Origin of the sequence: Planococcus halocryophilus (assembly GCF_022489025.1) — a bacterium.
In the GTDB taxonomy this organism is placed as follows: Bacteria; Bacillota; Bacilli; order Bacillales_A; family Planococcaceae; genus Planococcus; species Planococcus halocryophilus_A.
This window is the reverse complement of sequence record NZ_JAKVTG010000006.1, coordinates 150,460-165,102: the sequence shown is the minus strand read 5'-3', so window position 1 is coordinate 165,102 and position 14,643 is coordinate 150,460. Positions and strand designations below refer to the sequence as shown.

The following is a 14,643-nucleotide window of genomic DNA, read 5'->3' as shown; positions in this document are numbered from 1 at the left end:
AAAAGGAGCATGCCAATGGCAAGCTCCTTTTTTATGTGTTTACGTTAAAATCGTTAACCATAAATACAGTCCTGTTAGCGTAATAAACAAAGTAGGTACGGTTAAGATAATCCCAATCTTAAAGTAATACCCCCACGAAATTTCTACACCTTTTGTCTTTAACACATGCAACCACAATAATGTCGCTAGTGAACCAATTGGCGTAATTTTCGGCCCTAAATCTGAACCAATTACGTTGGCATAGATTAATGCCTCTCTAACCACACCTGTCGTATTGGTTTCAGCAATTGCTAGCGCATCAATCATGACCGTCGGCATATTGTTCATAACAGAAGAAAGAATGGCCGCGATAAAGCCCATGCCGATAGTCGCCGCATACAAGCCATGACTTGATGTCCACTCAATTGCTGTGGCCAACACCGACGTAAGCCCCACATTTCTCAAACCATACACAACTACATACATACCGATAGAGAAAAAGACAACTGCCCAAGGCGCCCCTTTTAAAACAGTCATTGTTTCTACCGATTTACTGTTTCGAGCAATGGCTAAGAAAATAATCGCTACTGTTCCAGCGATAAAGGATACCGGAATCCCTAACGCTTCACTGCTAAAGTAACCAATTAGTAAGATAACGAGCACTACCCAAGATATACGGAAAATACGGATATCTTTTATAGCAGAAGCAGGGGTTTTTAAAATGCTGTCATCAAAATGTTTCGGAATGTCTTTTCGGAAATACAAATACAGTACAAGCATACTTGCAGCAATACTAAACAAGTTTGGCACAACCATCTTAATGGCATATTCGGTAAAGCCAATGTCAAAAAAATCAGCTGATACGATATTAACCAAATTACTTACCACAAAAGGAAGCGATGCCGTATCCGCAATAAATCCACTAGCCATAATAAACGGCAAAATCATCGCATCTTTAAATTTCAATGCGCGAACCATCGCCAAGACAATGGGCGTTAAAATTAGCGCCGCTCCGTCATTGGCGAATAACGCTGCCACAAATGCCCCTAACATCGTTACAAGGAAAAACATTCGCAAGCCGCTTCCTTTCGCGAAGCGCGCCATATGTAATGCTGCCCATTCGAAAAAGCCAATTTCATCAAGAATTAACGAAATAATAATTAATGCAACAAACGTCAATGTTGCATTCCAAACAATTCCAGTTACGTCCCATACGTCACCAAAATCAACGACTCCAAATAAAAGTGCAACGATGGCACCTGCAATAGCAGACCATCCGATCGACAAACCTTTCGGCTGCCAAATAACAAAAATCAATGTCACAATAAAAATAAAACTTGCTAACCATACATCCACTTGTAAACAACTCCCTATTCTCTCTTCTTATCAACAACTCAGTATATGAGTCTGCACTGATATTGAAAATACTTTTGACGATTTTGTTGAAAATAAATAGCAGACCAAAATTCAGTATTCTGCTGCAACACTTACTCATTATATAAGCAGCCACTTATGTATTCAAGAGAAAATCGAATTCCTTTCACTTTCACCTCTCACAAAAACCCCGAACCAGCAAGGCTGATTCGGGGTTAAATTCAAACGTTTATTTGTTTAACTGTTCAAGAATACGCAGTGACTCTTTGTTGAACGCTGGAATATCATCCGGCTGACGACTCGTCACCAGTTGATCTTGGCATACCACAACTTCTTCATCGAGTACTGTGGCACCTGCATATTCCATATCAACTTGAATCGATTTATAACCTGTGGCTTTACGGCCTTCTAACGCTTTTGCCGTAATCAGTAATTGAGGTCCGTGACAAATGGCAAACACCGGTTTTTTTGCATCCATGAATGTTTTTGCGAATTTCACAAATCGTTCATCTTCACGCAATAAATCTGGTGAAAAGCCACCTGGTAAGAACAATGCATCAAAATCTTCCGGGCTTACATCGTCAATGCTTTTATCGATTGTAACAACAGCTTCACCTTGTTTGCCCGTTACTTCTTTACCTGCTTCTTTTTCGATTGTGAAAACTTCGTGACCTGCCTCATTAAATGCTTTCGAGGGATCTATATATTCCACATCTTCAAACATATCTGTAATTAATGTTGCGATTTTTGCCACTATCTTCCACTCCTTCTGTTTTGTTCACTCTTTTACAGTATTCCACGAAACAGTGAACTTAAACAAAATTTAGCGGAATTTCGAGACAAATGGATTTTCTGTTTCCCAAAAACGATAAGGATAATGTACTGCTTCTAAGGAATCCCCAATGCCCACACGCGGACCAACTGATACATCTTGAACCGGATTTCCTCGCGCAATATACAAGGGTTTTTCCGTAAAATGATGACCGTAATAATCCATTGTAATGGCCATTGCCTTGGTCAGTTTACCCGGCCCACTCGTCCATTGCTTCATCGGCATATGTTTGCCTCGCAGTTCCCCCATCAGGTCAATACCTTCTACTGGCTCAACTGCGCGAATCAAAATCGCTCGCGGAGTATCTTCAGCTTCAGCAACGACATTGATTAATGTATGAGTATGCATTTGATACGTATAGACAAGTCCTGGTTTTCCGAACATAATCTCTGTGCGCTTTGTACGACGGTTACCGAAACTGTGAGCGGCTCGATCTTCTGCGCCCATATAAGCTTCGGTTTCCACAATGCGCCCCGCAACAATTCCTTCTGGTAATTCATGAACAAGAATTTGGCCAAGCAAACTACGAGACAACTCCAAAGTTGAAGCATCAAAGAATTCCTCGGTTACTGGTGTAAACATCAAATCCCCTCCTATCGGTATTATACCGATTAAGCGGTTGTTACTGCACGGATGAGAGGCTCAATTTCTTCGATTTTACCAGCGTTAAAAGCTTCAACAATCGCACTACCTACGATAAATCCATCGACATCATCACGTAGCATATCAACGTGACTACTCTTTGAAATCCCAAATCCTGCATAAACTGGTACCGGACTTTTCTTACGAATTTTTTGCATGAACATTTTAACATCTTGCGATAATTCATCACGTGATCCTGTAATCCCTTTAATGGTTACTGCATAAACAAAACCTTCTGCTTCGCGCAAAATAGCATCTAAACGTATATCCGTTGTCGTTAAAGTCACTAATTGAATCAATTTGATGTTTTCTTTATCCAGTTGTGGCTGAACCAATTGTTTATGTTCATATGGAAGGTCTGGAATAATCACACCAGAGATTCCGGCTTTTCCGCACTCTGTCGCAAAACGTTCTACACCAAACTTCAGCACAGGATTCAAGTAGGTCATCACTAGCAAAGGAATTTTAATATCAAATGTCCAGCTTTTCAGTTCTTCTAGAACTTTTTGCAGAGTAACACCTTGTTTTAAAGCACGATTTCCTGCTGCTTCAATGGTAGGACCATCTGCTACTGGATCCGAAAAAGGAATACCAATTTCAATAGCCGTCACACCTGCTCCTTGCAAGTATTGAACTTGCTCTCTCAAGCGTTCAAGACCTCCATCTCCTGCCATAACATAAGCGACAAATGCTTTATTTCCTGAACTTTTTAGTTGTTCTAATCGATTCATGACAGACCCTCCAGTTTTTCCGCATATGTCGCCATATCTTTATCACCACGTCCGGATACACAAATAACCAAAATCTGATCAGCCGTCATTTGCTTCGCTTGTTTTTGGGCTTCTGCAATGGCATGAGCCGATTCAAGCGCTGGAATAATTCCTTCGAGACGTGACATGCTAATAACTGCAGCTAATGCTTCATCATCTGTAATCGAACGGTATTCCACACGACCCGTATCTGCTAAATGAGCATGCTCCGGACCAATTCCTGGATAATCAAGACCTGCTGAAATTGAATGTGCTTCTTGCACTTGACCTGCGTCATCTTGCAATAATTTCATAAGTGCACCATGAAGAACTCCATCTGTCCCTTTTGTTAAGGTTGCAGCGTGTTTATCTGTATCAACACCTTGACCAGCTGCTTCAACACCAATCAACTCGACTTCTTTATCTTGGATAAACGGATAAAACATACCAATCGCATTACTACCGCCGCCAACACAAGCTAAAATCGTATCAGGTAAACGTCCTTCTTTCTCCAAAATTTGACGCTTCGTTTCTTCACCAATGACACTTTGGAAATCACGAACCATTGTTGGGAACGGATGAGGTCCAAGAGCCGAACCAATTAAATAATGCGTATCTTCTACATTCGCTACCCAGTAACGCAAAGCTTCATTGACCGCATCTTTTAACGTGGCACTGCCTTTTGTGACACTTTCAACGCGTGCTCCTAATAATTTCATACGGAAGACGTTTAGTTGTTGGCGCTTAATGTCTTCTTCACCCATAAAAATAACGCAATCTAAATCGAAAAGTGCACAGATTGTTGCTGTTGCAACGCCGTGTTGTCCAGCTCCCGTTTCTGCTACAATTTTGCGTTTGCCCATACGCATAGCAAGTAGCGCTTGCCCAATGGCATTGTTTACTTTATGAGCGCCTGTATGATTTAAATCTTCTCGTTTCAAATAAATTTTCGGACCACCATATGCCTCTGTCATTCGCTTCGCAAAAGTAAGAGGTTGTTCACGTCCAACATACTCTGATAAATAATGATGATATTCTTTATGAAATTCCGGATCTTCTTTCGCCTCATTATAAGCATCTTCTAATTCTTTAACTGCTTTCATCAAAGTTTCAGGTACAAATTGACCGCCATACTTGCCGAAAAAGCCCACCTTCTCCAATGTCTGTTCCACCGAATCACCCTTTACTTGTTTAATAAACTCTTGTATTTTCACTGTATCTTTACGGTTATCGGTTTCGACACCACTTGAAACGTCTACCATATAAGGAGTTGTCTGTTCAATCGCAGCATGAACATTCCCTGGATTCAAGCCACCCGCTACAATAAGTCGATCAGGATCAATATCTGCCCCGTCAAGCAATGACCAATCGAAGACATTGCCACTACCTCCGCGGTAATCGGTACCTGGTGCATCTACTAAAACATAATCAGCTAATGATCGTTTTAACTTCGCGACATCTTCTTTTGTCCGAATCGAGAAAGCTTGAATAACTGGAACTTGAATTGCCTTTACTAACTCATCAGGTTCGTCTCCGTGAAGCTGAACCATCGTCAGTGGAACACCAGCTACTGTGTCTTCAATTTCTTTTAAAGAGGCATTAACAAATACCCCGATTTTATCGGCATCTACCGGAACATGCTTTGCTAGCTCAGCTGCTTGTTCAATTGTTACTTGGCGCTTGCTCGGAGCAAATACAAACCCAACCGCATCTGCACGACTTGCCGCTTGGACGTGCTGTTTTTCTTTTAAACCACAAATTTTTACTTTAGTCATTTCAATGCCTCCTCACTCGTCGCTTCACGAATCCAATCGCCCGGATTTTCAGATCGCATTAAGGCTTCACCAACCAAAATACCAGAAGCTCCTTTAGCGTAAGCAAATTGCGCATCCTCTTTTGTATGCATACCACTTTCACTGATTAATACCCGATCTTCGTCAAACGGAAATTGTTCAGCTAATCGCGCAGTACGTTCAATCGATACTTCAAAGGTCTTTAAATTACGATTATTAACACCGATTAATTTGGCATCAAGCTCTAATGCTCTATGTAACTCTTCTTCATCGTGAACTTCTACCAAAACTTCAAGTCCTTTAGAGAGAGCATAATCATTTAGGCTTTTTAGTTGTTGCTGTTTTAATGCCGCCACAATCAATAAAATAATCGTTGCTCCCGCTTGCTTAGCACGATCAATTTGAATTTCACTAACCATAAAATCTTTGCAAAGCACAGGAATCGAGACAACTTGCGCAACTTCATGCAAGTCTTGAATCGATCCTTTAAAATACGTTTCATCGGTTAGCACTGAAATTGCTGCAGCCCCTGCTTCTTCGTACTTTTTCGCTTGCGCTACAATATCTACTTCTGTTTGGATATCTCCTTTAGAAGGAGATGCGCGTTTAATTTCTGAGATGACACCATTTCCATCTAATAGACGTTGTAGTAACTTTGATTTTTTTGGAAAATCATGATCTTCAAATGTAAGTGGTTCATAGTTTTTAATTTCTTCATACTTTGTCGCAATGATTTTATCTAATATCGTCATACCAATACCTCCGCCGCTAACCGATGCAAGTCAAAGACACGCGCAGTTTCGCCTGATTGAATTGAAGTTCTCGCTTGTTTCACACCTTCAGCCACTGTTCCGGCTTTACCACTCACGTATAATACAACACCTGCATTTAATGCTACCGTATCTAAATATGGACTATTAGCACCTGACAATACATCCATAAAAATTTCTGCGTTGCGTTTTGGGTCACCCCCGCGAATCGCTTCTACTGGCGCAACTTCTAATCCCACTTCGTGCGGATGAATCGTCATCTCTCGCTTGCCGTGTTCATCAAAGATGATCAACTCATTCGTACCTGCAAGCGACAGTTCATCTAGTCCGCCTGCCCCGTGAACCAAAGCGCCTTTTTTTCGACCCAATCGAATTAAAGCATCTGCCATTGGTTCTAACATATCGCGGCGGTAAACACCGGTCATTTGAACTGTAATTGGTAACGGGTTAGCTAATGGTCCCACTAAGTTAAAAATCGTTGGTGTTCCAATCTCTTTGCGAATTTGGCGCAACCCTCCGAGCGCCGGGTGAATCGCTGGTGCAAAAAGGAGCGCGATGCCGGTTTGATCAAGCATCGTCGGAATTGATGCAATATCCGTTTCAGTGGAAATCCCAAGTGCTTCTAACACGTCCGAACTGCCTGTTTTGCTTGAGACGCTACGGTTGCCGTGCTTCGCGACCGTTAAGCCACATCCTGCTAAAACAAAAGCCGTCAATGTACTGATGTTAAAGCTATTCGAACGATCGCCACCCGTTCCACAAACATCTACAAGTTCTCCTTCCACTTTCGGAAGAGTTACAGCTTTTTCACGCATCGCTTTGACCAATCCGACTAGCTCGTCTGCTGTTTCACCTTTCTCGTGCAAACCCGATAAAAAGCTTTTTACTTGTTGTTCATCTATATCGCCGTTCAATATCGCCATTGATTTTTCATACATCAATTGTTCACTCATATTCTCTGCTCTGCTCATGCTAATCTCTCCTCGTCTCGTTTTTTGTATACAAAAAATCCCCGCAATCAGATAGCTATCTGATTGCGGGGACGGGTTAAAACCGCGGTACCACCACGCATTAATGCAGAATTATTCTACATTCACTTAAACAGGCTCTTCACCTTTCCCTTTAACGCAGGGCTTACGTCTCCCTTACTCGCTTCCGCTTTCAGGTCAGCTCTCCTAAGTCCATTCGCGCAGTTGATCTAATCAGCTCCCACCAGCCGCTGACTCTCTAAATAGATTTCCCTGCCTACTCGTCTCAATCCTCGATTTATACACTCTTCTATTCTCGTCTTTTCTAGGCTCTACTCTCAAACAGACTTGTTTCCGTTCAACAAGTTGTCCCTTATACTAAAAGGTTTTGTATATTCTGTCAAGTATAAAGAAAAACGCAAGCGCCCGTGGAGATTCGACGGGCATAAGACAGACCAGCAGAGTGGCGCTTATTTCACTAATTTCAACATGTCCACACTTATACAACGAGCTAGTGCGCCTCCAGGTCGGGCAACTTTGATGGCTTTTCTATACCTAATTAGCAAGGCGCATGCTTGCATACCTGTATACTTGCATACGAGCCTGACAAATAATAAGTCAATATTTAGCATGCACACACTTTTTAAGGAAACTTCTTTTTAAAGGCCCATCCGTTTGGCAATAATCGTTTTCATTATTTCATTAGACCCAGCGTAAATCGCAGCTACTGGAATATCTCGGTACCGTCGCGCGATTTTGTATTCTTCCATATAGCCGTATCCACCGTGTAGTTGCATGCATTCACCAGAAATCTTTTTAGCTGTATCGGTTAACCAATATTTCGCCATAGATACTTTCGAAACGATGTCTTTTCCGGCCATATGTTCTTCAATTAACGATTCTAAAAACGAGTGACCCAATTCAATTTCTGTTGCCATTTCTACTAATTTGAATTGAGAGTTTTGGAATGAGCCTATTGGTTTTCCAAAAGCTTTTCTTGATTTTACATATTCCAAGGTCATGTCGAGCATATCTTCTGACGCAATCTGCGCTGCGATAGCAACTACTAAACGTTCTTGCTGCAATTTTTCCATTAAATACGTAAACCCTTTGTTTTCTTCACCGATCAAATTTGCCGCCGGTACGACGCAATCCTCAAAGTACAGTTCGGATGTATCTTGTGCATGAAGACCGACTTTATCAAGTTTCCGCCCTTTCTCAAAACCTGGCGTTCCTTCTTCAACCATTAATAACGAAATTCCACGGTGCTTCGGCTCTGCTTTCGGATCTGTTTTCACAACAACTAACACCAATGTCGAATTTATACCATTTGTGATAAATGTCTTTTGACCATTCACAATATAATTGTCACCGTCTCGAACAGCAGTAGTAGAGATATTCGCTAAATCAGACCCTGCTCCCGGTTCTGTCATGGCGATAGCTGTAATCTGGTCACCTGAAACACATCCTGGTAACCAACGTTGTTTTTGTTCCTCGTTTCCGTAAGCTTCAATATAAGGAACTGTGATGTCGTTATGTAGTCCCACACCTGTTAAACTCGCACCGACTCGTTCCATTTCTTCTCCAATCACCACCGCATATCGAAAATCTAGACCAAGCCCACCGTATTGTTCATCTACTTGCGGACACAGAAAGCCCATGTCTCCAAGCTTTTTCCAAAAGGATTTTGGAATGAGGCGATCTTTTTCCCATTGATCGTAGTTCGGAATCGCTTCTTTTTCTAAAAACTTACGCAAAGATTTACGGAACATGACATGTTCTTCTTCTTCAAAACGGTATTTCGCCATCATTTTCATCCTCCTTATTTCGGTTGCATACGGATTGCACCATCTAATCGAATCGTTTCACCATTTAACATGGGATTTGATACAATACTTTCTACTAATTGCGCATATTCATCAGGTTTTCCAAGTCGTTGCGGAAATGGTACTGCTGCGGATAATGATGCAATTGCTGCATCTGGTAATCCTTCAACCATCGGCGTTTCCATTAAGCCAGGCGCTATCGCCATCACACGAATTCCATCTCTTGCTAGTTCTCTAGCAATCGGCAACGTCATTGACACAACGCCACCTTTTGATGCGCTATAAGCAGCTTGTCCAATTTGCCCTTCATATGCTGCGACAGACGCTGTTGAAACAATAACGCCACGTTCTCCATCTTCGTTCGGCTCATTTTTTTGCATCGCTGCCGCTGCCACTCGAATCACGTTAAAGCTGCCGACCAAATTGACTTTAATGACTTTTTCAAATTGATCTAACGCAATTGGTGTGCCTTTAGACAGGACTTTTCCGGGAGTTCCGATACCCGCGCAATTCACAACCAAATTAATACTGCCAAATTGTTCCACTGTTTTACCGATATTTTGTTCGACTTGCGACCCGTTCGTCACATCCGTTTCGATGTAAATGACGGACTCTTCACCTAACTCATCGATAAGCTTTTTGGCACGCTCTGCATTCAAATCAAAAATAGCTGCTTTTCCACCATTTTTCACAATTCGCCGTACTGTTGCTTCACCAAGTCCAGATGCTCCACCTGTAACTACCGCTTTTACTTTTAAAAACTCCATTGTTCATCCCCCTTTGTTTACATGCTCATATTCTTTCTATAATGGTTGCGTTTGCCATACCCATCCCTTCACAAATTGCTAACAATCCATATCGTCCATTTGTTCGCTCTAGTTCGTGAAGCAGTGACACAAGTAATTTTGTGCCAGTTGCACCAAGCGGGTGTCCTAATGCGATAGCACCACCATTCACATTTAACTTTTCAGGTTTTCAGGATCTCCGCCAATATCATGCAACCAAGCAAGGGGAACTGGCGCAAATGCTTCATTTACTTCATAACGATGCATATCACCAATTTCAAGCCCTGCTTTTGCGAGAACTTTTTTCGTTGCAGCAATAGGGCCTGTCAACATCAAAGTTGGATCCGAACCAACCACTGAACGTGCGATAATTCGCGCTTTAGGCTTTAAACCAAGCTCGCTTGCTTTTTCAGCTGACATCAACAAAACAGCAGAAGCACCGTCACTCATTTGACTCGCATTTCCTGCAGTAATGACACCATTTTCATCAAATACCGTTTTCAAACTCCCTAAAACTTCTTGAGTTGTTCCAGGACGTGGACCTTCATCTTCGGACACTACTATCGCTTCACCGTTTGGCCCCTCAGTTTGTATTGGTACAATCTCACGTTTGTAGCGACCTTCTTTAATAGCATGTTGTGCCCGCTCATGACTTTGCACTGAAAAAGCATCAAGTTGCTCACGGGTAAATCCCCATTTTTCGGCAATCCGCTCTGCCGATAATCCTTGATTGATAATCTCGTATTGATCCGTTAATTTCTTACTTGGTTTCGCCCCTTGCATATTGGAAAACATCGGAACACGCGTCATACTTTCTACGCCTCCCGCAATGACAATATCCATATCTCCGGCCAAAATTGCTTGGGCACCAAAATGGACAGCTTGCTGACTTGAACCGCATTGGCGATCAATCGTAATGCCTGGAACATAATCGGGAAACCCCGCTATTAAAGAAGCCGTCCGCGCAATATTGCCACCTTGTTCACCAGCTTGCGAAACGCACCCTAAAATAACGTCTTCTATATCACTCTTCTCCACTCCAGCCCGCGATACCAACTCGTCTAATATGACTGCTGCTAACTCATCGGGTCGCTCGTTAGTAAAACCACCTTTTCTTCTACCTACTGGTGATCGTACACCTTCTATAATCACAACTTCTCTCACTCTATTCACCCCATCGTTTAATTGAAATCGCTTACATTTTGCAAAATTGAATGACTATTCACTCATTTGTACTATTGTACAAGAACCATTTCCTAAATGCTATAAGAAAAGCGTAGAAGTTAAGGCTTGGAATTTGAACGATTTCCACAAAAAAATTCCGCAGCCTAGGCTACGGAATTTACTACTATTCTTCGATTAACCCTTTTTCAATCAAGAACTCACGAGCTACATCGCTAGCTACTTCTTGATCTACGTCTACACGAGAATTCATCGCTAGCATTTCTTCTTCAGAAATTTTCCCAGCTAATCCGTTCAATACTTCTTTAAGCTCCGGGTACTCTTCAAGTGTCTCAAGACGTACTACAGGAGCTGCATCGTATTTCGGGAAAAACGAAAGATCATCTTCAGTCGTTGCTAAATCAAACAACCCAATGCGACTATCTGTAGTGAAAGCCGGAATAACATCTACTTCTCCACTTTTAACAGCCTCATACATGATAGCTGGGTCAAAGCTTTCTGTTGCTGCAAACTCAAATGGATATGTCGTAACTAAATCGTCAAAACCATCACCCTTCCGTTCATAAAAAGGATGTGGCGCTCCAAAGCTCATATCTTCTGATTTCGAAATTTCGGCTAAGTCTGAATAAGTTTCTGCATCATAACCACTATCTTTTGAATAAGCGAGCGTGTAGCCATTTTCAAAGCCAAGCGGTTCTAACCAAGTTGCTCCTAATGTCTCTTCATAACCTGCTCGAACGATTTCCAACACTTCTTCAGAAGTTTGACCTGGAACTGATTCTTCTTTCAACACATCTTTCATTCCGGTACCCGTATATTCAACATACATATCGATGTCGCCTTTCTCCAAAGCAGGCGTTAAAATCGATACTTCCCCTAATCCGTCTTCGTATTCTACAGTGTAATCTGAATTAGCCTCAATATATTCCCCAAGAATATAAGGCAAAATATACTGCTCAGTCCACGGTTTACCACCAATAACAAGCGGGTCTAATTCATCTCCACCTGAGCCACACCCTGCAATAACTGTTGTTGCCGCTAAAAAAATTCCTAATGTTGCTTTTTTCATTTTATTTCCTCCTAAGTTTTCAAGCCTTTTGGTGTTGCTCTTTTTTCAATCCACTTTAAAATTTGGTCAAAACCGATAGCTAACAGCGCAACAGGTAGCGCACCCGCTAATACCAATGAATTGTTATACGATTGCAATCCACGATAGATGATATCACCTAAACCACCTGCTCCAACAAATGTTGCAAGTGTTGCGATTCCTACAGTTAATACCGTGGCCGTGCGTATACCAGCCATGATAAATGGTAACGCCAGCGGTAATTCGATTTGTCGAAGAATTTGTGTGCGAGTCATGCCCATGCCGCGCCCCGCTTCAATGGTGGATCCGTCGACACCTGCAATTCCCGCATAAGTATTCCGTAAAATTGGTAGCAAAGCGTAAATGATAAGTGCGATTAAAGCTGTAGGTGATCCGATTCCAAGTATAGGAACTAAAAATCCAAATAAAGCAAGACTCGGAATCGTCTGAAATACAGCCGTTACTCCGATAATCGATTCAGCATAGCGCCGGTAGCGTGTTATTAGTATCCCTAGCGGCAATGCAATTGCTATACCAACAGCTACTGCCACAAAAGACAAATACATATGTTCAATAAGAGCGCTAATAATCATATCTTGACGACTGACAAGTGTATCAAAGAAGTTTTTCATGTTAATACCCCCGTTTCTTTAGCAAGGGCCGCTTTCAATAAATCATGCTCGTTAGCATAAGCTACAATTTGATCGTTATTAATAATAGCTAAATAATTTTGATCGCTTTCTTCTAATGTCGCAAACGCATTTTCAAACGTAGATTCAGCTGATATTCTCTCAAACTCCCCTGACCAATCCGATGTAAAAATATCCAAAAACTCCACTAATTTTCTTTCGCCAAATGTGCGTTTTTGACTGATGCGCTCGATGCCAATAAAGTTTTGAACAAATTCGTTTGCTGGATTATCAATTAGTTGTTGAGGTGTTCCCGTCTGCTCAACTTTTCCAGCTCGCATGACGATAATAGTATCGGCAATTTTCAATGCCTCATCCATATCATGCGTTACAAATACGATGGTTTTATTGATGGTTTGTTGAAGGTTTCGAAGTTCGTCTTGCAGTTGTTCCCTGCTAATGGGGTCAAGTGCTGAGAAGGGTTCATCCATTAAAACAATATTTGGATCTCCAGCAAGCGCTCGGACTACACCTACACGTTGCTGCTGCCCTCCACTCAATTCGAGGGGGTAACGTTCCATATAAACTTCAGGGTCCAAGCCAACCAATTGGAGCAACTCACGTACTCGTTCTTCCTTTTTTTCTTTAGACCATTCAAGTAATTTTGGTACTAACGCCACATTGTCCGAAATGGTCATATGAGGGAACAACCCAATACGTTGAATAACATAGCCAATTGAACGCCTTAACTGAACTTCATCCATGTCATTAATAGGTTTTTCATCGATATAGATGCTTCCTTCAGTTGGTTTCTCTAATTTATTGATCATTTTCATCAATGTGGTTTTCCCACAGCCACTAGGACCGATGATAGCAGTCAATTGATGTGTTGGTAAAACAAGTGAAATGTCTTTTAATGCTTCTGTACCATCTGGAAAACGCTTTGTGACATTTTCAAAACGGATCATAGCCTTCACTCCCTTCTGCTTCTTTCAGCCTAGCTTTTTTATACCCTATAAAGTACCTTTTTACTCCTAAAATTACTTTAGGGCATTTTATTCCTCTTCAAAAATGAGATGAACTGGATTTGCAATTTGTTCGTAGCCGATTTCTCTATATATTTTATTGGACGTTGGGTTGGCAAGGTCTGTATAAAGCATAACAAAATCATACTCTAGCAACAATTCTTCTGTGACTTCAGCGACTAAGGTCCGTGCATACCCATTAGCTCTATAAGCCTTGGGTGTAAAAACAAAAGAAACAGTTATGCCATTTTTTGAAGGTCGTCCTTTTTTCATACAACAGACAACCGATCCATCCACTTCCCACACATAAACTTCCTTCCTGTCTAAAAACTCCTCAATTCTTTGTGTAGCTTGTTCCTGTGTAGAACGACGGTCGATTCCTGTTTCTTCTCCGAATAATTTATACCACTCTATTAAAAGTTTCGCGTCTTTGTTACTCGCAATTCGCCAAGTGCCTACACTTTTTTGTAGACCTTTATTGACCGCATCAATGCGGTACAGACCTTGGTCCATTAATACTCTCACTTGTTCTTTTGTATCATTGGTCCAAGCTTTAGCGAAGAGACGAGACGTTTCTTGTTCGCCTACAATACCACTGACTTTGACGCCAAGGTTTTGCAAATGATCGGCAATTTCGTTTTCAATTTTAGGCAACTGACGAAATACCACTAATTGCAAGGCATGTGGAGGCGTCATTAAGCATGCCGCGACAATTTCATCGTCTGTTTCTGCGAGCGCTAGAAAATAATCGTCGTATTGATTGGCTTGAATCTGTCCAAGTATACCTAAAAACAAACTATTGCTATCTTCATTCCGATTCAACAAAGGCGATACCCGCTCTCCAAAAACGGATGAATCCGAGTAAATGATCAATTCCATATCTCCACGTCCATTTCTACCATGTTTTATCTCCATATAAAGATATTAGCCATCCTACGAACAATACCCTCTTTTTATTTCGGATAAAAAAACAACGTTCTTCGAGTTTACACTGAAGACGTT

13 protein-coding genes, 1 pseudogene and 1 other annotated feature are annotated in these 14,643 nt (G+C 41.5%); all 14 genes and pseudogenes read right to left on the bottom strand.

Translation table 11 applies throughout. The annotated features are described in order from the left end of the window. Positions 1 to 39: 39 nt before the first annotated feature. Complete coding sequence (locus MLE13_RS09440; RefSeq protein ID WP_240749468.1) at positions 40 to 1,335, bottom strand: arsenic transporter; 1,296 nt, start codon at positions 1,333 to 1,335, stop codon at positions 40 to 42. 247 nt (positions 1,336 to 1,582) lie between these two features. Continuing rightward, complete coding sequence (locus MLE13_RS09435) at positions 1,583 to 2,107, bottom strand: type 1 glutamine amidotransferase domain-containing protein (protein WP_346429158.1); 525 nt, start codon at positions 2,105 to 2,107, stop codon at positions 1,583 to 1,585. A 69-nt stretch (positions 2,108 to 2,176) separates the two neighbouring features. Beyond that, positions 2,177 to 2,767, bottom strand: a complete 591-nt coding sequence (locus MLE13_RS09430; RefSeq protein ID WP_240749467.1) for a DNA-3-methyladenine glycosylase — start codon at positions 2,765 to 2,767, stop codon at positions 2,177 to 2,179. A 29-nt stretch (positions 2,768 to 2,796) separates the two neighbouring features. Continuing rightward, on the bottom strand, positions 2,797 to 3,558 hold the full coding sequence (gene trpA / locus MLE13_RS09425; RefSeq protein ID WP_240749466.1) for a tryptophan synthase subunit alpha: 762 nt from the start codon (positions 3,556 to 3,558) through the stop codon (positions 2,797 to 2,799). Further along, positions 3,555 to 5,351, bottom strand: coding sequence for a tryptophan synthase subunit beta (gene trpB, locus MLE13_RS09420; protein ID WP_240749465.1), 1,797 nt, complete (start codon positions 5,349 to 5,351; stop codon positions 3,555 to 3,557). The genes trpA and trpB overlap by 4 nt, the downstream gene beginning before the upstream one ends. After that, entirely contained in the window at positions 5,348 to 6,121 is a 774-nt protein-coding gene (gene trpC / locus MLE13_RS09415) for an indole-3-glycerol phosphate synthase TrpC (RefSeq protein ID WP_240749464.1), read from the bottom strand. Before trpC ends, trpB begins: the two co-directional genes overlap by 4 nt. Continuing rightward, on the bottom strand, positions 6,118 to 7,140 hold the full coding sequence (gene trpD / locus MLE13_RS09410) for an anthranilate phosphoribosyltransferase (RefSeq protein WP_346429159.1): 1,023 nt from the start codon (positions 7,138 to 7,140) through the stop codon (positions 6,118 to 6,120). Before trpD ends, trpC begins: the two co-directional genes overlap by 4 nt. Positions 7,141 to 7,174: 34 nt before the next feature. Next, positions 7,175 to 7,410, bottom strand: a binding site (T-box leader). Between the two features lie 356 nt (positions 7,411 to 7,766). Further along, positions 7,767 to 8,915 carry an acyl-CoA dehydrogenase family protein gene (locus MLE13_RS09405; protein ID WP_240749529.1) on the bottom strand — a complete coding sequence of 383 codons (1,149 nt, stop codon included), beginning with the start codon at positions 8,913 to 8,915 and terminating at the stop codon, positions 7,767 to 7,769. Between the two features lie 14 nt (positions 8,916 to 8,929). After that, positions 8,930 to 9,700, bottom strand: coding sequence for a 3-hydroxyacyl-CoA dehydrogenase (locus tag MLE13_RS09400; RefSeq protein WP_240749462.1), 771 nt, complete (start codon positions 9,698 to 9,700; stop codon positions 8,930 to 8,932). A gap of 25 nt (positions 9,701 to 9,725) precedes the next feature. Continuing rightward, positions 9,726 to 10,882 (bottom strand): annotated as a pseudogene (locus MLE13_RS09395) (thiolase family protein). Between the two features lie 184 nt (positions 10,883 to 11,066). Further along, positions 11,067 to 11,969, bottom strand: coding sequence for a glycine betaine ABC transporter substrate-binding protein (locus tag MLE13_RS09390; RefSeq protein WP_240749461.1), 903 nt, complete (start codon positions 11,967 to 11,969; stop codon positions 11,067 to 11,069). A gap of 11 nt (positions 11,970 to 11,980) precedes the next feature. Further along, the gene (locus MLE13_RS09385; RefSeq protein WP_040851110.1) at positions 11,981 to 12,619 is read right to left on the bottom strand and encodes an ABC transporter permease; all 639 of its coding nucleotides are present in this window, start codon (positions 12,617 to 12,619) and stop codon (positions 11,981 to 11,983) included. Beyond that, on the bottom strand, positions 12,616 to 13,584 hold the full coding sequence (locus tag MLE13_RS09380; protein ID WP_240749460.1) for an ABC transporter ATP-binding protein: 969 nt from the start codon (positions 13,582 to 13,584) through the stop codon (positions 12,616 to 12,618). Before MLE13_RS09380 ends, MLE13_RS09385 begins: the two co-directional genes overlap by 4 nt. A gap of 87 nt (positions 13,585 to 13,671) precedes the next feature. Next, complete coding sequence (locus MLE13_RS09375) at positions 13,672 to 14,556, bottom strand: GNAT family N-acetyltransferase (RefSeq protein WP_240749459.1); 885 nt, start codon at positions 14,554 to 14,556, stop codon at positions 13,672 to 13,674. Positions 14,557 to 14,643 lie beyond the last annotated feature (87 nt).